The 18341-nt window shown below is 64.4% G+C and carries 16 protein-coding genes; 6 read left to right on the top strand and 10 right to left on the bottom strand.

From position 1 onward, the window contains the following. Positions 1–9: 9 nt before the first annotated feature. The gene (locus ASC48_RS10105; RefSeq protein ID WP_055455631.1) at positions 10–642 is read right to left on the bottom strand and encodes a uracil-DNA glycosylase family protein; all 633 of its coding nucleotides are present in this window, start codon (positions 640–642) and stop codon (positions 10–12) included. Positions 643–811: 169 nt separating this feature from the next. On the opposite strand from ASC48_RS10105, the gene ASC48_RS10110 reads away from it, so the two are divergent. Further along, complete coding sequence (locus ASC48_RS10110) at positions 812–2365, top strand: sensor histidine kinase (RefSeq protein ID WP_055455632.1); 1554 nt, start codon at positions 812–814, stop codon at positions 2363–2365. A gap of 13 nt (positions 2366–2378) precedes the next feature. Here ASC48_RS10110 and cobT read toward each other — a convergent pair whose 3' ends face one another. Next, the gene (gene cobT, locus ASC48_RS10115) at positions 2379–3398 is read right to left on the bottom strand and encodes a nicotinate-nucleotide--dimethylbenzimidazole phosphoribosyltransferase (RefSeq protein ID WP_208975652.1); all 1020 of its coding nucleotides are present in this window, start codon (positions 3396–3398) and stop codon (positions 2379–2381) included. Between the two features lie 111 nt (positions 3399–3509). On the opposite strand from cobT, the gene cobS reads away from it, so the two are divergent. From cobS to ASC48_RS10135, 4 genes are read left to right on the top strand one after another with little or no spacing between them, the layout of a single operon-like run. After that, a complete protein-coding gene (gene cobS, locus ASC48_RS10120; RefSeq protein WP_055455634.1) occupies positions 3510–4349 on the top strand; it encodes an adenosylcobinamide-GDP ribazoletransferase in 840 nt (279 codons plus the stop codon). Between the two features lie 17 nt (positions 4350–4366). Next, a complete protein-coding gene (locus ASC48_RS10125; protein ID WP_055455635.1) occupies positions 4367–5536 on the top strand; it encodes an alpha/beta hydrolase in 1170 nt (389 codons plus the stop codon). Positions 5537–5568: 32 nt separating this feature from the next. Continuing rightward, positions 5569–5787: a DUF1289 domain-containing protein gene (locus tag ASC48_RS10130; protein ID WP_055455636.1), complete on the top strand. Its 219-nt coding sequence runs from the start codon at positions 5569–5571 to the stop codon at positions 5785–5787. Between the two features lie 12 nt (positions 5788–5799). Next, complete coding sequence (locus ASC48_RS10135; RefSeq protein ID WP_055455637.1) at positions 5800–6504, top strand: retropepsin-like aspartic protease family protein; 705 nt, start codon at positions 5800–5802, stop codon at positions 6502–6504. A gap of 284 nt (positions 6505–6788) precedes the next feature. Here ASC48_RS10135 and ASC48_RS10140 read toward each other — a convergent pair whose 3' ends face one another. Both ASC48_RS10140 and dusA read right to left on the bottom strand, forming a co-directional pair. After that, positions 6789–7610 carry a sulfite exporter TauE/SafE family protein gene (locus tag ASC48_RS10140; RefSeq protein ID WP_055455704.1) on the bottom strand — a complete coding sequence of 274 codons (822 nt, stop codon included), beginning with the start codon at positions 7608–7610 and terminating at the stop codon, positions 6789–6791. A 74-nt stretch (positions 7611–7684) separates the two neighbouring features. Beyond that, a complete protein-coding gene (gene dusA / locus ASC48_RS10145) occupies positions 7685–8776 on the bottom strand; it encodes a tRNA dihydrouridine(20/20a) synthase DusA (protein ID WP_072242581.1) in 1092 nt (363 codons plus the stop codon). Between the two features lie 258 nt (positions 8777–9034). Here dusA and ASC48_RS10150 point away from each other — a divergent pair, with 258 nt between their 5' ends. Then, a complete protein-coding gene (locus tag ASC48_RS10150; protein ID WP_055455638.1) occupies positions 9035–9580 on the top strand; it encodes a peroxiredoxin in 546 nt (181 codons plus the stop codon). Positions 9581–9726: 146 nt separating this feature from the next. Here ASC48_RS10150 and cydX read toward each other — a convergent pair whose 3' ends face one another. From cydX to ASC48_RS10180, 6 genes are all read right to left on the bottom strand, one after another. Then, positions 9727–9840: a cytochrome bd-I oxidase subunit CydX gene (gene cydX / locus ASC48_RS10155; protein WP_019962693.1), complete on the bottom strand. Its 114-nt coding sequence runs from the start codon at positions 9838–9840 to the stop codon at positions 9727–9729. 12 nt (positions 9841–9852) lie between these two features. Then, positions 9853–11007, bottom strand: coding sequence for a cytochrome d ubiquinol oxidase subunit II (gene cydB, locus ASC48_RS10160; protein ID WP_055455639.1), 1155 nt, complete (start codon positions 11005–11007; stop codon positions 9853–9855). Between the two features lie 4 nt (positions 11008–11011). After that, positions 11012–12595, bottom strand: coding sequence for a cytochrome ubiquinol oxidase subunit I (locus tag ASC48_RS10165; protein WP_055455640.1), 1584 nt, complete (start codon positions 12593–12595; stop codon positions 11012–11014). A gap of 256 nt (positions 12596–12851) precedes the next feature. Continuing rightward, on the bottom strand, positions 12852–14516 hold the full coding sequence (gene cydC / locus ASC48_RS10170) for a thiol reductant ABC exporter subunit CydC (RefSeq protein WP_055455641.1): 1665 nt from the start codon (positions 14514–14516) through the stop codon (positions 12852–12854). Then, positions 14513–16321 carry a thiol reductant ABC exporter subunit CydD gene (cydD, locus tag ASC48_RS10175; protein ID WP_055455642.1) on the bottom strand — a complete coding sequence of 603 codons (1809 nt, stop codon included), beginning with the start codon at positions 16319–16321 and terminating at the stop codon, positions 14513–14515. The genes cydC and cydD overlap by 4 nt, the downstream gene beginning before the upstream one ends. 402 nt (positions 16322–16723) lie before the next feature. After that, positions 16724–18223 carry a CoA-acylating methylmalonate-semialdehyde dehydrogenase gene (locus ASC48_RS10180; RefSeq protein WP_055455643.1) on the bottom strand — a complete coding sequence of 500 codons (1500 nt, stop codon included), beginning with the start codon at positions 18221–18223 and terminating at the stop codon, positions 16724–16726. Positions 18224–18341 lie beyond the last annotated feature (118 nt).

Genomic DNA, 18341 nt, shown 5'->3' on the forward strand with positions numbered 1-18341 from the left:
ACGGCCACCTCAAGGCTGCAGCAGTTGTGCCACCCGGCGGCGCAACTCAGGAACCAGTTCCTCCTCGAACCAGGGATTTCGGCGCAGCCAGGTGTTGTTGCGCCAGGAAGGATGAGGCAGCGGCAGATAGGCAGGCCCTGCGCGCGCTTCGCTTTCCGCCAGGATGGCGCGCCAGTTGCCGACAATCTCCGTCAATCCGGCCCCCTTGAGATGCGGCAGGTGATAGGTCTGAGCATAGCGGCCGATGACGAGCACCAGCTTCAGCTGGAGCATGGCCGCAAAGAGGCTGTCATGCCAGGTGGCGCGGCACTCCGGGCGTGGCGGCAGATCACTGCCCTTGGCATCGAGGCCCGGAAAGCACAGGCCCATCGGCACGATCGCAACACGTGAGACATCGTAGAAAACATCATTACCGATACCAAGCCAGTTGCGCAGGCGGTCCCCGGACGGGTCCGTGAAAGGTGCGCCGGACGCATGCACCCGGGTTCCAGGCGCCTGCCCCGCGATGCAGAGCCTTGCTGTCTCCGACAGGCGGGCAACCGGGCGCGGCTCGTGCGGAAGTGGCCGGCCGCGGGGCGTTTCAAGACATACCCGGCAAAGCGACACCCGCTGGGCCAGCGGAGCAAGCCCCGGCGAAGCCACGACGCCGCCTGCCCTTTCCGGATCACTGTCTGCCGCTGTTTTGCCTTTTTTAACCAAGTCCTTGAGCCGCTTCTTAAGGGTTGCTGATCCAAAACACAGAAAGAGGCACAGTTGTGTCAAGCATCAGGAAACCACGCGAGGAGGATGGCCGCCTCAGGCCAGAACCGCAATGACCCAGACTTCCCCCGGCAGGGGCGACCACAAGACGGCGATCAACCGCGAGCGTGCCCAGCGCCGCCGTGAGGTTGCCCGCACGGTCAGTCAGGTCCGCGACCGCCTGTCGGCGAAGGAAGGTGTTCCGCCTGATTTCAACACCGAGTTGCTGCTGCTGTTTGCCAGGGCGCGTGTCAGCGCCGCCTTCGCCGGGCCCATGTTCCTCGTCATCGTGGCCGCCGTGTCTCTCCTGTGGATTTCCCCGGTTCTGGTGGCCTGCTGGCTCATGTTCACGGTGAGCATCTGGATTCTGACCGTGTCCACCTGCCGGCGGTTCGAGCGCATGACGCAGGAGGAGCGCCAGACGAGCCCCTGGCGGCGGCGTTTTACGGTTGGCGATTTCCTGTACGGCCTGTGCTGGGGCGCTTTCTTCCTGCTGCCCGCATCCAGTGGCACGGCAGAAGGCATTGAGATCTTCCAGTTTTCGATCATGTTGATCGTCATTGCCATGGCGACCATGCAGTCTTCCACCCTGCCCCATGCGCTGCTGGCCAGCACCCTTCCGGTGACGCTGGCCATGTCGCTGGCGCTGCTGCAGCGCCACGCGCCGCTGCATTATGCCATGGCCGCCATGGCCGTCGGCGCGCAGGGCTTCTTCCTGGTGCTGGGTAACCAGCTGCTGAATTCCTCGCGTGCCATGCTCGCCTTCCGCGCCGAGAAAGACCATCTGATCGCCGAGCTGGAACAGGCCAACGCCGTTTCTGATGAATCCCGCCGCCGCGCCGAAGAGGCGAACCTTGCCAAGTCGCGCTTCCTGGCCACCATGAGCCATGAGCTGCGCACCCCCCTCAACGCCATCCTCGGTTTCTCCGAAATCATGAAGGATGAGGTGATGGGGCCGATGAACAACAAGATCTACCGGGGCTATGCCTCCGACATTCACGGCTCCGGCCAGCACCTGCTGAACCTCATCAACGAGATCCTTGACCTGTCGCGCATCGAAGCGGGCAAGTATGAGCTGAATGAGGAAGCCGTTTGCCTGCAGGATGTGGTGGAAGACTGCCAGAGCATGATGCAGGTGCGCGCAAGGGCCAAGGGGATTGCGATCCGCGAGAGCCACGAGGAAGGCCTTGCCCGCCTTTGGGCTGACGAGCGCGCGCTGCGCCAGGTGATCCTCAATCTCCTGTCCAATGCGGTGAAGTTCACGCCCTCCAATGGCGAGGTGCTGATCCGCATCGGCTCGACAAGCGACGGCGGCCAGTATGTCTCCATCAAGGACAATGGCCCTGGCATTCCGGAAGAGGAAATCCCGATCGTGCTTCAGGCCTTCGGGCAAGGCTCGATGGCAATCAAGAGCGCCGAGCCCGGCACCGGTCTGGGCCTGTCCATCGTCCAGGCGCTGGTCAACCAGCATGGCGGCACATTCGAGCTGAAGTCCCGCCTGCGCGAGGGAACGGAAGTGCGCGTGACACTGCCCTCTTCCCGCGTGCTGCCCGCCATGCCGCAGCTGTTCGATGATATCTACACCTTGCCGGTCCGGCGGCCGAACATGCGCCGCCGGGCGTCCTGACCGGAACGGGCGCTCAGTCCTTCTGCGAAACGCCGGCGCTGGCAAAGGTTGCCATGTCCGCATGAACCTGCGCAGCCGCCTTGACGATGCCTGCGGCCAAGGCCGCGCCCGTGCCTTCCCCCAGCCGCATGCCGAGATCCAGCAGCGCCGTCTTGCCCATGGCCGCCAGCGCCCGGCGGTGCGCCGGTTCTGCCGATACATGGCCGAAGAGGCAGTGATCGAGCGTGGACGGGTCCATCTTGTACAGCACCGCAGCCGCCGCCGTAGAGACGAAGCCGTCCACAATCACCGGCGTGCGCTGCAGGCGGGCCGCCAGAATGGCACCTGCCATGGCGGCAATCTCGCGCCCGCCCACCTTGCGCAAGACTTCCAGCGGGTCCTTGGCGGCTGCACCCAGGCGCGATACGGCCATTTCCACGGCCACGCGCTTGCGCTCCAGCCCGGCCGCATCCACGCCGGTGCCCGGTCCAACCCAGTCTGCCGCCGTACCGCCGAAAAGGCCGTTGAAGACGGCAGCGGCCACAGTCGTGTTGGCAATGCCCATCTCGCCAAGGCACAGGAGGTCCGTGCCCCCCGCAATCGCTTCCATGCCATAGGCCATGGTGGCAGCGCAGTTCGGCTCGTCCAGCGCGTCTTCATCCGTGATGGATGGTGTCGGCATGTCGATGGCCAGATCAAAGATCTTCAGGCCCAGGTCATAGGCCGCGCAGATCTGGTTGATCGCCGCGCCGCCTGCGGCGAAATTCTCCAGCATCTGGCGCGTGACGCTTTGCGGATAGGCCGAAACGCCCTTGTCAGCGACGCCGTGATTGGTCGCGAAGATGGCGACCAGCGGACGGGTGATCTTCGGCACCGGCTTGCCGGACCAGGCGGCCAGCCACTCGACAATGCTTTCCAGCTGGCCGAGTGAACCGGCAGGCTTGGTCAACTCGCTGTCACGGGCCCGCACGGTTGCCACGGCAGCCTCGTCCGGCCCCGGCATTTCGGCCACAAGGTTGCGGATATCATCGAAAGGAAGAGCGGACGGGGACATGGACACGAGAGGTGTTCTCCGGACTTGCGGGCAGCGATTGGCGCCAAAGGTTTGCCGTTCTATAAGGCTCCTCCGGCAAAAGACAACCGCCATGGCAGACAGCGAGGGCGCATGACACCGCAAGGCCAGCCGCAGAAGCCCGAAAGCACGCCAGAGAGCCGCGGGTGGCTGCGGCAACTCGCCGCCGATACGGCGGCCTGCATCCGCTTCTTTTCACGCCTGCCGCTGCCTGCCATCAACAAGCTGGATGACCCGGCCGCCGTTCCAGACTTCCGGAAAATCGCAAGGGCCATGCCGCTGGCAGGGGCCATGACCGGTCTCATCCCGGCGCTGGTTCTGGGGCTGCTTTCCCTCACCGCCCTGCCCGCCCTTGCCATTGCCACGCTCGCCGTGATGACGGCAGCCGCCGTGACCGGCGCACTGCATGAGGATGGGCTGGCGGATGTGGCGGATGGTTTCTTCGGCGGGGCCACGCCGGAGCGGCGGCTGGAGATCATGAAGGACAGCCGCACCGGCGCCTTCGGTGCCATGGCGCTGATCCTGTTCCTGACCCTGCGCATCACACTGACCGCCGCCCTGCTGGAGCGCAATGGTGCGCCTGCGGCCATGCTGGTGCTGGCGGCGGCGGAGATGCTGAGCCGCACGCTGATGCTCTGGCAGTGGACCGCTCAACCCTCCGCCCGGCCGGACGGGCTGGGCGCCCGCTTCGGCGTGCCGGGACCGGAAGCTGCCCTTGAGGGCGGACTGTTTACGCTGCCGGTTTTTCTTTGCCTGTTCAGTGTGCAACCGGCATTCGGGCTTATCTTTGGCCTCGGCCTTGCAGTTTATAGTGCCATGTTCACAGCAAAACTGGCACTCAAAGCAATTGGCGGGATCACAGGAGACGTGTTAGGAGCCATTCAGCAGGTCACATTGACAGTTTTTCTTGGCGGGCTTCTGGCCTGGACTTGAAGGGACACAGCCTTCTGATGACAAAATCCGTGCTTCTGTCACGCCGCAGTTTCAGCATGTCTTTTGTGGGGCTTCTGCTCTGCTCCTGCGCAAGCCGCCCGGTTTCCGGGGCGCTGGTGCCCACGGACAAACCTGCCCCCGGCGCAAAGGACCACAAGATCCTGATCGCCACCACGCGCAGCCGCACGGACACGCCCAACACCCTGTTTGACGGGGAGCGGAGCGGCGGACGCGATTTTGCGCAGGCCGTCATCTCCGTGCCGCCCACGCATGTCTCCGGTGCGATCGAATGGCCTGCCGCTCTTCCCGGCGACCCGGCAAAGGAAATGGTGCCCCGGTCCACCGGCTATCTTGAGGATGCAACGGCCTTCCGGCAGGCGCTGAAGAGCGAACTGGCCGCCCGCCCGCCGAAAGACCGCTCCGTGATGCTGTTCATCCACGGCTACAACACGCTGTTTGCCGAAGGGCTCTACCGCTTCACACAGGTGGTGCATGATTCCGCCTTCCCCGGCGTGCCGGTGCTGTTCACCTGGGCCTCGCGCGGGGATGTGCGCGAATATGTCTATGACCTCAACAGCGCCACCGTGGCGCGCGATGAGTTGCAGGCAACCCTTGAGGACCTTGCCGCCAGCGGTGCAACGGAAGTCAACGTTCTGGCCCATTCCATGGGCACATGGCTGCTGATGGAAACCCTGCGTCAGATGACACCGGCCCAGCGGAGCCGCATCAATCAGGTGGTTCTAGCCGCACCCGACATCGATCTTGATGTGTTCAAGGACCAGATGCAGCGCATCGGCAAACTGAAAAGCCCCCTGATCCTGCTTTTGTCGCGCGATGACAGGGCGCTAGGCGTCTCCCGGCTGATTGCAGGCGGCAAGGCACGTGTGGGCGGCTATGACGATGACGCAGCGCTGGCAAAGCTCGGTGCGGTTGTCGTTGATCTCACCGATCTGCAGGGACCGGACGCGGCCAATCACTCCAAATTTGCCGCCCTCGCCGCCATCGCGCCACAATTATCCTCCGTTCTGGGTCAGAACAAACTGGACGTTCCCAATGGGGATGGCGGCGCCCTGGCCAGCACCGGCCGCACGCTTGGAAGCTTTGTGACAGGCACGGTCAACATCGCCGTGACATTGCCTGTGACTTTGGTGACAACGCCGGTTGAGATTGTGATGGGAGGCCGCTAGGCCAAGGGAGTTGCAGGAGACAGGATGGACCGATGGCGGGCATTGAGAGCCCTTGTGTGAAGATCTGCATCATGGAGCCGGTGAGCGGACTGTGCCACGGCTGCGCCCGGACGCTGGACGAGATCGCCGGCTGGGCGGGATTTGCCCCGGAGCACCGCCGCAAGGTGATGGCGGAGCTTGACGCACGGCGGGCGCGGATGGGTGCCTCCCTTGGTGCAATTTCCAGCCCTGCTCCCGTCCCGGCCACTTGATCAGGAGCACCCATGCGGCAGATCTATGGATTTACACTGGCCGTCCTCGTGCTCGTCATGATCGCGGCCGGCCTGACGTATCTCTTTGAATTTCCCATGCTGGAAGAGACATTTTCCGGCGCCTCGGAAACCCCGCGCATCGTGGCCCTGTCGGCCATCGGCTGCGTGGTGATGGCAAGTCTTGTCTTTGGCGCGCCGCGCGCGGGCGAAGTGCTGCGGGCTGTCGTGGTCTGGGGCCTGATCGGCCTTGTGCTCGTGGGCGGCTACACCTACCGGACAGAACTGGTGGCCGGTGGCTACCGCATTCTGGGAGCGCTGGCGCCGGGCATGACCGTGCCGCAGACCGATGGCACCGTTGCCGTGATGCGCGATGCCTCCGGCCATTTTCAGCTGGAAGCACTGGTAAATGACAACAAGGTGCGGTTTCTTGTCGATACAGGCGCCTCCGCCGTGGTGCTGACGGAACAGGATGCAGAGGCCTCAGGTATCAACCCCGCGAGCCTGTCCTATTCCGTGCCCGTGTCCACCGCCAATGGCCGCACCATGGTGGCACCGGTCAGCCTCGCACAGGTCAGCATCGGCGGCATCTCCCTGTCCAACGTGCGCGGCTTCGTTGCCCGCCCCGGCAGCCTCGAAACCAGCCTTCTCGGCATGACCGCCCTCTCCCGCCTGTCCGGCTGGCAGGTGGAGGGTGAACGGCTGGTGCTGAAGCCGTGAGGGCAGCGGGCGGATAATTCATTGCCGCTCCTGCCGTAGAAACTCAGCCGTGCCTCATACCCGGGGTCCACTCGCTTGCAGAGCGGCGAGTTTGGAGGGGAGCGTCAAGGCTTGCAAAAGATCCCGCTGCCCCGCGGCGTGAGCTGACGGCAGCTCTCTGCAAGCGGGTAGGCCCCGGCTCAAAGGCCGGGGTGACGGCCTGAGGGAGCCGCTTGGCAGTGCGTTCCTGACCGGTCGCGGCACAGAGGCCGGGACGGCGTTGTGGGGAGGGCAGCCCTGCGTTGTTACAACAGGCTGATGCCGAAGCGGATGGCGACCAGCATCAGGAAGGTGCCGAAGGCAAGCTCGAGCGCGCGCTTGGGCATGCGGTGGGCCAGCTTCACCCCATAGGGGGCGGCAAGGGTTGTCAGCGGCATGATGACGGCAACGCCCAGCAGGTTGACATAGCCCAGCGAGAACTGCGGCAGCAGAGGCTCGCCCCAGCCGGCCCAGACCATGCCGATGACGCCGGGGATGGAGATCAGCACGCCGGTGCCTGCCGAGGTCGCCACCGCCTGATGGATGGGGCGGCCGTAGAGAGTCATGAAGGTGTTGTTCATCACCCCGCCGCCGATGCCCATGAGCGTCGAAAAGAAGCCGATGAGCGCGCCGCAGAGCGGGCGGATGGGAAAGCCCGGAATGTCACTGCCAAGGCGCCAGCTGTCCCGGTTGAAGAACATGCGCAGACTGACGGCCACCGCAATCACCGCAAAGATGCCCTTGAGCCCCTGCCCCGACACATGTGCGGCCACCAGCGAGGCCGCGACAACACCGAGCGGCAGCGGAATGAGCCAGCTTTTCAGCAGCTCCAGATCCACCGCGCCGCGGGCCTTGTGGGCAAAGAACGAGCGCAGGGACGTCGGCACGATGATGCCGAGCGAAGTCGCCACAGCCACATGCATGCGGACGGCTTCGTCCACGCCAACGATGGCCAGGAACTGATAGAACACCGGCACCAGCACCGCCCCGCCGCCAATGCCGAAAAGCCCGGCCATGAGCCCGGCGATGATGCCGGAGGCAACGAGCGCGGCAACGAGACCCAGCGTCTCGCCGGTGAGAAATGACATATCCATGGGGGCCTCTTGAAAGGACGCTGGCGGGCGGATCGAAGTTTCAGGGGCAGGCCAGCCTGCCCGGTCACTCAGGCGGCGCTGTCCGCAATCCGATCTGCCGCCCTTTCCTGTGCCTCGTCAAGGGCAGCAAGGGCCGAAGTGAGTACTTCGAGGCCCGCACCCGCCTTGACGCCCTCCACCGTGAGGATGCGGCGGAAGAGGCGCGCGCCCGGAACAGCGGTAAAGGCCCCCAGCATGTGGCGCGTGATGTGCGACAGGCGGATGCCCCGTGACAGGCAGTCCTCGATATAGGGAATATAGGCCTCGATGGCCTGGCGCGGACTGACGTCGCCCATCTCCAGCCCATAGATCCGCCGGTCCACCGCGCCCATCAGCGCCGGATCATGATAGGCGGCGCGGCCCAGCATCACCCCGTCAAGACCGGGAAGGCCATCAGCCTCCGCCAGCAGGGCTTCACTGGCATCAAGCGAAGGAATACCGCCGTTGATGCCGATGAACAGCTGCGGCAGCCGCGCCTTGAGCCGCCGCACGCGGCCATAATCCAGCGGCGGAATATCACGGTTTTCCTTGGGGCTGAGGCCCTTAAGCCAGGCCTTGCGCGCATGCACCCACAGCGCATCCACACCCGCTGCCAGCACACGGTCTGCCAAGGCATCCAGCGCCTCTTCCGGGTCCTGATCATCAACGCCGATGCGGCATTTCACCGTAACAGGAATATTCACCACCGCCTTCATCGCCGCCACGCAATCGGCCACCAGCTGCGGCTCCTGCATCAGACATGCGCCGAAAGAGCCGGACTGCACCCGGCCGGACGGGCAGCCGACATTGAGGTTTACCTCGTCATAGCCGAAGTCCTCGACGATCCGCGCCGCCGCCGCCAGATCCTGCGGCTCCGACCCGCCCAGCTGACAGGCCACCGGATGCTCCGCACCCGAGAAGCCCAAGAGCTTCTCCCGGTCGCCATGGATCACCGCCCCGGTCGTCACCATCTCCGTATAGAGCAGCGCCCGCGCCGAAAACTGCCGGTGGAAGCTCCTGCAGTGGGTATCAGTCCAGTCCATCATGGGGGCGACGGAGAAGACCGGCGCGCCCGGTGTGTAGATTGCGCTGGAGGCATCAGAGGCATTTGCCCCGGCCGCGTTGGGTTTCTTGATCGTCATGGCGCCGCATATACGCCCATTCCCGCAGGAATTCCAGAATGGGCGCCGTCATGGCAGCCTTGCCGCGTCATTTGGCAGCGACCTCCCCCACTGCACTGCCGCATGGGGTTGCGGCATTGCAGCATTTGGGGTAGCGGTTTTTCCGGATGGCCCCTCCCGGCTGTTCAGGCACCCAAATTCAAGGGGCGGCAAGCCCCGCTTTTCCCGGCGCACCTTCCTGCGCCGCTGGAAACACTCATGACTTCAAGGAGTTGACCTATGCTCGGCAGAAACGTTCCCGATGTGACCTTCCGCACCCGCGTGCGTGACGAAAGCATTGGCGGCCCGAACCCGTTCCGTTGGGAAGACAAGACCACGGCCGACTATTTTGCCGGCAAGCGCGTGGTGCTGTTCTCCCTGCCCGGCGCCTTCACGCCGACCTGCTCCACCTATCAGCTGCCGGACTTCGAGAAGCTGTTCGGCGAATTTCAGGCGCTCGGCATTGATGCCATCTACTGCATCTCGGTCAATGATGCCTTCGTGATGAACGCCTGGGCCAAGGCTCAGGAGATCAAGAACGTTCAGGTCATTCCGGATGGCTCGGGCGAGTTCACCCGCAAGATGGGCATGCTGGTTGCCAAGGACAACGTCGGCTTCGGCATGCGCTCCTGGCGCTATGCGGCCGTTGTGGACAATGGCCGCGTCGAGAAGTGGTTCGAGGAAGAAGGCTTTTCCGACAACTGCGCCACCGACCCCTATGGCGTCTCCTCACCGCAGAATATCCTCGAAGCCCTGAAGGCGGACGCAGCCACCAAGGCTGCCTGATCCGGCTTTCCGGCTGACGGAAACAACAAACCCCGGCGCGATGCCCGCGCCGGGGTTTTGTGTTTGATGGGGCCTTGCGGGTGGAGAGGCAACCGCATGACGAAAGTGGAGAAATGGGCGGCGCGGATGAGGCCGCGCCTATTTTCTCAGCTTGCCTTCTTCTGCTTTTCGGTGTCCTCGCGCATTTCAAGCCACATGGCGTTGAGGATGGCGAGACAGCAGGCCAGCGGCATGCCGAGAATCCAAGCGAAATACCACATGGGCGGGTTCCTTCAGTAAGAGGCGTGATCGTTGGCGACGCTTTCCTCGCTCACCTTGCCCCACAGCACCCGGTAGACATAGGCGGTGTACATGAGGACCAGCGGCAGGAAGATGATGGCCGCAACGAGCATGTTGAACAGGGTTGCGTGACTGGAGGACGAGTCCCAGACCGTCAGCCCGGCCTGCGGCTGCAGGGAGCTGGGCAGGATGAAGGGGAACATGGACGCGCCCACCGTGGCGATGATGCCGAAGACGGAGAGCTTAGAGGAAATGAAGGTCAGCGCCTCGAAGCGGGTGTTGAGGCCGATGATCGCACCCAGCGCCCCGGCAAAGCCGAGCACGGGGGCAAGGATCATCCAGGGATAGAGGCTGTAATTCTCCATCCAGGCGCCGGGCGCCCGTTCCACCACCTTGGCCAGCGGGTTGGCCTGCATCTGCGGATCAATGGTGCTGGTGATGCGGTAGCCTTCGACAAAGCCGGAGGAGATGGCAAGGCCGCCAAGGGCAAAGAGCACGATGACGGCAAGCGCGGCCATCGTGCCGTAGAAACGCGCCCGCCGGGCCACCACGCCATCCGCTTTGAGGCCGAGCCATGCGCCACCATGCATGACCAGCATGGAGAGCGAGAGAAGGCCGCAGAGCAGCGCGAAGGGCGAGAACAGGCCGAAGAAGGACCCGGAATAGGTCATCCTCAGGTCATTGTCGAAGCTGAAGGGTACGCCCTGCAGCGCGTTGCCGACGGCCACGCCAAAGACCAGCGCAGGCACGGCACTGCCGGTGAACAGCGCCCAGTCCCAGCGGCTGCGCCAGACCGGATCCGGGCTCTTGGAGCGGTATTTGAAGGCGACGGGCCGCAGGATGAGTGCAGCCAGCGTCACGAACATGGCCAGATAGAAACCGGAGAAGCTGACCGCATAGAGCGGCGGCCAGGCGGCGAAAATGGCCCCTCCGCCCAGCACGAACCACACCTGATTGCCTTCCCATGTGGGGGCGATGGAATTGATGGCGACGCGCCGCTCGATGTCGGTGCGGCCCACGACCGGCAGAAGGGTGCCGACGCCCATGTCGAAGCCGTCCGTGACCGCAAAGCCGATCAGCAGGATGCCGAGCAGGCCCCACCAGACGAGTTTGAGGACGGAATAGTCGATGAGTTCATAAAGGACCATGGTCTTACTCCGCAGCAATCTGGATGGGACGTGGCGCACTCATGCCCGTCTCGGGAAGGGAGGGCTCTTCGGGCCCCTTGCGGATGGCCTTCAGCAGCAGCTTCACCTCGATCACGAGAAGCACGGTGTAAAGCGCCACGAAACCGGCCAGCGTCAGCAGAACCTCCGTGACCGACAGGCTGGACACACCGGCAGCCGTTGTCAGCATGCCTTCGATGATCCACGGCTGGCGGCCATATTCGGCGACAAACCAGCCCATCTCGCAGGCAAGCCAGGGCAGCGGAATGGCCCAGACAGCCACATGCAGCAGCCAGCGGTGGTTCTGGCGGACCTTTTCCAGCTTGCCGGCCGAGGTGATGTAGAAGAACACCGCCGTCAGCAGGATGAAGAAGAAGCCGCAGGCGACCATGATGCGGAAGGCATAGAACATCGGCCAGACATTGGGCACGGTGTTCCAGGCGGCAGCGTCGATCTGTGCCTCCGAAGCCTGCGTCAGCGTGTCCGTGTAGGGCGCAAGCAGATAGCCGTAGCCAAGATCCTGCACATGCTGCTGGAACAGCTCACGCTTTTCCGGCGTGTCGTCTCCGGCGCGGATCTCGCGCAAGGTCTCAAGGGCAATGGCGCCGGAGCGGATGCGGTCCTTCGACTGTTCCACCAGATCCTTGATGCCGGGCATTTCCTGATCCAGCGAGCGGGTGGCGATGAGGCCCATCACGTAAGGCACGTGGATGGCGAAGCTGTTCTCGCGCTTTGCCATGTCCGGAATGGCGATGATGTTGAAGGAAGCAGGAGCGGGCTCTGTTTCCCACATGGCTTCCATCACGGCCAGCTTCATCTTCTGGTTCGTGTTGGCCTCGTAACCGCTTTCATCGCCCAGCACGACGACAGACAGGGCAGAGGCAAAGCCGAAGGCGGCGGCCACGGCGATGGAGCGGCGGGCAAGCTCCAGATGGCGGCCTTTCAGCATGTACCAGGCCGACACGCCCAGCACGAAGAGGGCCGCCGTGACATAACCGGCGGAGACCGTGTGCACGAACTTGGCCTGCGCCACCGGATTGAAGATCACATCATAGAAGCTTGCGACTTCCATACGCATGGTGTCGATGTTGAACACCGCACCCACCGGGTGCTGCATCCAGCCATTGGCGATGAGAATCCACAGGGCGGAGAAATTGGTGCCCAGCGCCATGGCCCAGGTGGCGGTCATATGGCCGCGCGGGGTCATCCTGTCCCAGCCAAAGAAGAACAGCCCGACGAAGGTTGCCTCCAGGAAGAAGGCCATCAGTCCTTCGATGGCCAGCGGCGCGCCAAAGACATCGCCCACATACTGGCTATAGTAGCTCCAGTTCATGCCGAACTGGAACTCCATGGTGAGCCCCGTAGATACGCCCAGCACGAAGTTGATGCCGAACAGCGTGCCCCAGAATTTGACCATGCGCTTCCAGATCTCGCGGCCCGTCATCACATAGACGGTTTCCATGACCGCCAGAATGATGGAGAGCCCGAGGGTGAGTGGCACAAAGAGGAAGTGGTAAAGCGCAGTCATGGCAAACTGCAGGCGCGAGAGTTCTACGACCCCGATATCCATGGCTTGTCTCCCGTCCCGGACTGGCGTGAGAGCCCCATCTCACGTTCTGCCGGCGACATAGTTTCGGATTAGACAAACAATAATATACCGCTGATGGACGTTTTGTTACCAGCAGTTGCCGCGGCGGTTTCGCGCAGGTGCACCAAGGTCCAGCCCGTAGGGAATTTCAGACTGATGACACCTTAATTTCAAAGGCTTCGCCCCCTCTTGATACGTAAAAGCCCCGATTTCAGACAATTGATGCGCCTGATCGAGATCAAGACTGGCGGAAGTGCAGAACGCGAGTGGCGCGGTCCATTTCACGTCTCTGATGCGAGATCATCAGGACGGCAGAGTCGCCGCGCAGGCTTTCAATCGTATCGAGCACGCGGGCAGCGCTTTGCGGATCGAGCCCTTCCGTCACCTCGTCCAGCAGCCAGAGGCGGGGATGCTGCAAGAGCGCCCGGGCCAGCGTGAAGCGCCGGGCCTCGCCGCCGGAAAGGCCGGTGCTGCCCTGCCCCAGGGGGCTCAGCAACCCCTCCGGCCGGGCAGCGATGACATCCTGAAGACCCACCTGCTCCAGCGCCTGCCACATCTCGTCCGGGGTAGCCTCCGGGGCGGCAAGACGCAGGTTTTCGGCCACCGTACCGGCGAAGAGGACGGGCTTTTGCGTGACCACGGCGGCAGAGCGCCGCAGGGCAGCCTCCTCCAGAGCTTCGAGGGGCTGACCCTCCAGCCAGATCTGGCCGCTGTCTGGCGGTATCAGGCGGCTGGCGAGGGCCAGAACCGTGGACTTGCCGCAGCCGCTGGGTCCGGCAAGGCAAAGCCATTCGCCCGGCGCAACCGTGAGGCTGAAATCCTCCAGCACGGGGCGGATGGCGCCGGGATAGGTGAAGCTGACCGATGAAAGTGCCAGCACGGCGCCAGCGGGGGCGGTTCCGGCATAAGAGGCCGCAGCAGGTTCCGCCGGACGGACATCCGCACCGGCGGCAAGCGGCACCAGCCGGTCCGCCGCGCGGCGGCTGCGGGTGAAGGCGGCAAGGCCGGGCAGCAAGCCGGCCAGCGTTTCAGCCAAGGCCAGCGAGGCCAGAATGACACCTGCGGCAATGGCAGCGCCCGCCAGCCCGCCTTCCACTTCACGTGCCATCACGGCCAGCGCAATGGCGGCAATCGCTTGCCCCGAGGCCATGACGGCAAGTTCCGCACGGGAGGTGACATGCTCGATGCGGCGGGCAGCCTTGGCGCGGCGCCGGTCTGCGGAAAGAACTGCCTCCACCGGCTGCTCCAGCCCGCCATAGACGGCAAGATCGCGGCGGCCAGCCACGAGATCAACGGTGCGCAGGCGTATCGCCTCTTCGGCCGCTTCCACCCTTCGCGCCTCCCCTGCCATGCCTGGTGCCATCACCCGGCGGGCAGCGCCCAGCAGCACCAGCGGGCCAAGCAGCACCAGCAGCAGCGCGGCGGGCACAAGGCTGGCGGCCATGAGCGCTGCCACCGCCAGCACGGCGGCAAGGGCTGCGGCAGGCACGGCAAGGCGCAGATAGACCCGGTCGAGCTGCTCGATATCCAGCGTCAGGCGCGAGAGCTTCAGGCCGCTGCGGCTCTGTTGGGCGCTGGCGGCGCGGCGGTGGGCAAAGCCGGTAAAGACACGGGCGCGCAGATCCGCCAGAAAACGGAAGGTGGCGTCATGGGTCAGCACCCGCTCACCATAGCGCCCGGCGGTGCGGGCAATGGCAAAGGCACGGATCAGGGCACTGGGAACGAAATAGTTGACCATCGTGCCCGCCACACCGGCGAGTGCACAGGCGGTGATGAACCAGCCGGAGACACCAAGCAGCAGGAAACCCGCCAGCGCAGGGACGAGGGCAGCCGCGAGCCCCAGCAGGAAACTGGCACGGCCAGCGGCAAATTGCAGGCGCAGCAGCTGGAGAAGGGATCTCATTCGGCCACCTCCGGCAGGCTCTGGGGCTCAAGATCGAACACCCGGCCCGGCAGTGCGAGCAGCGCCGGATCGTGGCTGGCGATGAGCGCGCTGCGGCCCCGGCACAGGACTTTAAGGCCCGCGATGACGACGGCCGCTGTGTCCTCATCGAGCCCGGCGGTGGGCTCGTCTGCCAGCACCAGCAGCGGATCAGGCCGCAGCATGGCGCGGGCAAGGGCAATGCGGCGCGCTTCGCCAACCGACAGGCCGAAGCCATCCTCGCCCAAGCTGGTGGACAGGCCGCGCGGCATCTGCTCGACAAGAGTTTTAGCCCCTGCCAGTTCCAGCGCAGCCCAGATGCCGGCATCTGTGGCGTCTGGCGCGGCGCGGCGCAGATTGGCCCGCACGGAACCGAAGAACAGGCGCGGATCCTGCGACAGCCAGGCAATGCGGCTGCGCCAGAGCCGCTGGTCCAGCGCGGAAAGCGGCGTGCCGCTGATCAGGATTTCGCCCGACAGCGGCGGATTGAGACCGATGAGCGCGTCCATCAGTGTGGACTTGCCCGAGCCGCTCGGCCCGCGCAGATGCAGCAGTTCACCCGGACGCAGATCAAGATCAAGTCCGGCGAGTACTGCCCGGTTCTCGTGACCAAGCGCGGCAGAGCGGAACGTGACGGCCACCGGCCCGGCAGGCGGCGTCACGGCTGGCTGAGCCGCAGTGGCGGCTGCATCTTCCTCCGCCATTGGCAGGAGCGCCAGATGCCCGGCTGCGGCCTGCGCGCCCGCCTTGTCGTGATAGGCCGCGGCAAAGGCACGCAGGGGCGAGAAGAACTCCGGTGCCAGCAGCAGCACGAACAGGCCGGACCACAGGTCAACCGGTGCACCCCATGTGCCGAAGTTGAGCTGCCCGAGCAGGGAAAAACCAACATAGACGGCGACAAAGGCAACGCCCAGCGCGCTGAACAGCTCCAGAACGGTGGAGGAGAGGAAGGCAATGCGCAGCACCTTCATGGTTGCCACGCGGAAGGACTGCCCGGCCTCTGCCACCTGCCGGCCCGTGCGCTCTGCCGCGCCCAGAAGCTTGAGGGTTTCGAGCCCGGCCAGCCGGTCCATCAGAAAACCGCCGAGCTGGGTCAGTTCGCCCTGCTGTTCGTCAGAGGCCGATCGTGCCCGCATGCCGATGAGCGCCATGAAAAGCGGGATCATGGGACTTGCCACCAGCAGGATCACGGCCACGAACCAGTTGACCCAGAAGCTGATGAGCAGAATCGCGAGCGGCGCCAGAACCAGCCGGATGCGGACCGGCAGGAAGCGGCGGATATAGGGGCCTACGGCCTCCACCTGATCGGTGACGGCGGCCGCTACCGCGCCGCTGACCGGCAGTTGTGCGGCAGGCCCCGCCTTGGCGAGGCCAGTGAGCAGGCGGCGGCGCAGGGTGGCTTTCACCCGCTCGGAGGCGTCAAAGGCAAGGCGGCTAGCAGCAAGGGAGAGCGCGTAACGCAGGACAGCCAGCAGGATGACAATGCCGGCCATCACCTGCGCCGTTTCAAGGGAAGACAGCGGCGTGGGCCAGCCGGGCAGCTTCAGGGCAACGGGAAAGGCAATCTGCACCACTGCCGTGGCAATGGCGGCGGCCTGGACAATCCAGAGACAATCAGCAAGCCCGGCCAGCATCCCGGCCCGGGCGATGGTCCGGCGCTCCGGTGCCGTGATGGCGCGAAGAAGTTCCGTTCCGGCCGGAACGGGTTGTGCTGCGGCCTTGACGGCCTCCACGCCATGCGCCGCGCAGCCGTCCGCTGCGGTGTGGGCGCTTGTCTGCTCACTCATGCGTTTCCTGACCGGCCGCACGAAGCAGCCTTGTCTGTCCCCCAACAGGGCCAGCCGCCATGCGGGTCACGGCAGCCAGCTTTACCTTGGTCCGGTTATAGACTGGCCACAGAGGGAGGCAACTTGGGAAAAAAACGCGTTTTGTCGCATTTGGGCAGGAAACTTCCGATGGCCTGCCCCGTTCCCCTCGCTCCGTCCTGCCATGACTTGATCATGGCATCCATGCCATGCCGTTCCTGCCTGCGCCGGGGTGCGCAAGTTTCCGGGCACCCCGCAGAGAGAGGGCACGGCATGGATGCCACGGTCTGGGCCGTGGCATGGCGGAGGTGGAGGGGCAGTGATGGGGCAAAGACAAAAAGGGCGGCCACAGGGACCGCCCTTTCCAATTCAATCTGAACCGGATCAGCGCATCGTCGGGATGACGAATTCGGCACCGTCCTTGATGCCCGACGGCCAGCGGGAGGTGACCGTCTTGGTGCGGGTATAGAACCTGAAGGCATCTGGGCCGTGCTGGTTCAGGTCGCCGAAGCCGGACTTCTTCCAGCCGCCGAAGGTGTGGTAGGCGAGCGGAACCGGGATCGGCACGTTGATGCCGACCATGCCGATGTTGATGCGCGAGGCAAAGTCACGGGCGGCATCACCATCACGGGTGAAGATGGCAGCACCGTTGCCGTATTCATGGCTCATGGGCAGGTCGATGGCTTCCTCATAGGTCTTGGCACGGACGACGGAAAGAACCGGGCCGAAGATCTCGGTCTTGTAGATCTCCATGTCCTTGGTGACGTTGTCGAACAGGCAGCCGCCGATGAAATAGCCGTTCTCATAGCCCTGAAGCTTGAAGCCTCGGCCATCAACGACAAGCCTGGCGCCTTCCGCAACGCCCTTGTCGACGAGCCCCTTGACGCGGGTATAGGCATCCTTCGTGACCAGCGGACCGAAGTCGATGTCGTTGCCGCCGGTGTAAGGCCCGATCTTGAGGCTCTCGACGCGGGGGGCAAGCTTGGCGATAAGGCGGTCTGCCGTGTCTTCGCCCACCGGAACGGCCACGGAAATGGCCATGCAGCGCTCGCCTGCCGCGCCATAGCCGGCGCCGACCAGAGCATCCACCGCCTGATCCATGTCAGCATCCGGCATGATGATCATGTGGTTCTTGGCGCCGCCGAAGCACTGCACGCGCTTGCCGGCCGCGCAGCCGCGCGAATAGACGTAATGGGCGATTGCGGTGGAGCCGACGAAGCCGACGGCCTGGATGATATCGTCGTCCAGAATGGCGTCCACGCTGTCCTTGTCACCGTTGACCACGTTGAGGATACCGGCAGGCAGGCCAGCCTCGATCATCAGTTCGGCCAGCATCAGCGGCACGGAAGGATCGCGCTCGGAAGGCTTCAGAATGAAGGCATTGCCAGCAGCGATGGCCGGGCAGAACTTCCACATCGGGATCATGGCCGGAAAGTTGAACGGGGTGATGCCTGCGACAACGCCGAGGGGCTGGCGCATGGAATACATGTCGATGCCGGGGCCAGCGCCTTCGGTGAACTCACCCTTCATCAGGTGCGGCGCGCCGATGCAGAATTCGGCCACTTCGAGACCGCGGATCACGTCGCCCTTGGCGTCCGGAATGGTCTTGCCATGCTCGCGGGACAGGGCCTCGGCCAGCTTGTCCATGTCGCGGTGCAGAAGATCGACGAACTTCATCAGCACGCGGGCGCGCTTCTGCGGGTTCTGCGCGGCCCAGGCGGGCTGGGCGGCAGCGGCATTTTCGACGGCCGCGCGCAGCTCGGCCTTGGTGGCCAGCGCCACTTGCGCCTGAACTTCACCGGTTGCCGGGTTGAAGACATCGGCAAAGCGGCCAGACGTGCCCTCCACATGCTTGCCGCCGATGAAATGTCCGATCTTGCGCATCTGCTGTCCTCCGGGCTGGAGATGCCTCGCATGGCATCTCTTTTGATGCCCTTGTCTTGCCTGTGTTATTTTGCAAAAACAACAACGCATTTCCCGCAACCGCTGTGCATTTTTGCAC

It is taken from the genome of Pannonibacter indicus (assembly GCF_001418225.1).
Classification (GTDB): domain Bacteria; phylum Pseudomonadota; class Alphaproteobacteria; order Rhizobiales; family Stappiaceae; genus Pannonibacter; species Pannonibacter indicus.

What these genes read in the sequence shown, in the direction of transcription:
- ASC48_RS10110 (WP_055455632.1), top strand. Translation starts at nt 812, where the DNA reads ATGACCCAGACTTCCCCCGGCAGGGGCGACCACAAGACGGCGATCAAC.
- cobT (WP_208975652.1), bottom strand. Translation starts at nt 3,398, where the DNA reads ATGTCCCCGTCCGCTCTTCCTTTCGATGATATCCGCAACCTTGTGGCC.
- cobS (WP_055455634.1), top strand. Translation starts at nt 3,510, where the DNA reads ATGACACCGCAAGGCCAGCCGCAGAAGCCCGAAAGCACGCCAGAGAGC.
- ASC48_RS10125 (WP_055455635.1), top strand. Translation starts at nt 4,367, where the DNA reads ATGACAAAATCCGTGCTTCTGTCACGCCGCAGTTTCAGCATGTCTTTT.
- ASC48_RS10130 (WP_055455636.1), top strand. Translation starts at nt 5,569, where the DNA reads ATGGCGGGCATTGAGAGCCCTTGTGTGAAGATCTGCATCATGGAGCCG.
- ASC48_RS10135 (WP_055455637.1), top strand. Translation starts at nt 5,800, where the DNA reads ATGCGGCAGATCTATGGATTTACACTGGCCGTCCTCGTGCTCGTCATG.
- ASC48_RS10140 (WP_055455704.1), bottom strand. Translation starts at nt 7,610, where the DNA reads ATGTCATTTCTCACCGGCGAGACGCTGGGTCTCGTTGCCGCGCTCGTT.
- dusA (WP_072242581.1), bottom strand. Translation starts at nt 8,776, where the DNA reads ATGACGATCAAGAAACCCAACGCGGCCGGGGCAAATGCCTCTGATGCC.
- ASC48_RS10150 (WP_055455638.1), top strand. Translation starts at nt 9,035, where the DNA reads ATGCTCGGCAGAAACGTTCCCGATGTGACCTTCCGCACCCGCGTGCGT.
- cydX (WP_019962693.1), bottom strand. Translation starts at nt 9,840, where the DNA reads ATGTGGTATTTCGCTTGGATTCTCGGCATGCCGCTGGCCTGCTGTCTC.
- cydB (WP_055455639.1), bottom strand. Translation starts at nt 11,007, where the DNA reads ATGGTCCTTTATGAACTCATCGACTATTCCGTCCTCAAACTCGTCTGG.
- ASC48_RS10165 (WP_055455640.1), bottom strand. Translation starts at nt 12,595, where the DNA reads ATGGATATCGGGGTCGTAGAACTCTCGCGCCTGCAGTTTGCCATGACT.
- cydC (WP_055455641.1), bottom strand. Translation starts at nt 14,516, where the DNA reads ATGAGATCCCTTCTCCAGCTGCTGCGCCTGCAATTTGCCGCTGGCCGT.
- cydD (WP_055455642.1), bottom strand. Translation starts at nt 16,321, where the DNA reads ATGAGTGAGCAGACAAGCGCCCACACCGCAGCGGACGGCTGCGCGGCG.
- ASC48_RS10180 (WP_055455643.1), bottom strand. Translation starts at nt 18,223, where the DNA reads ATGCGCAAGATCGGACATTTCATCGGCGGCAAGCATGTGGAGGGCACG.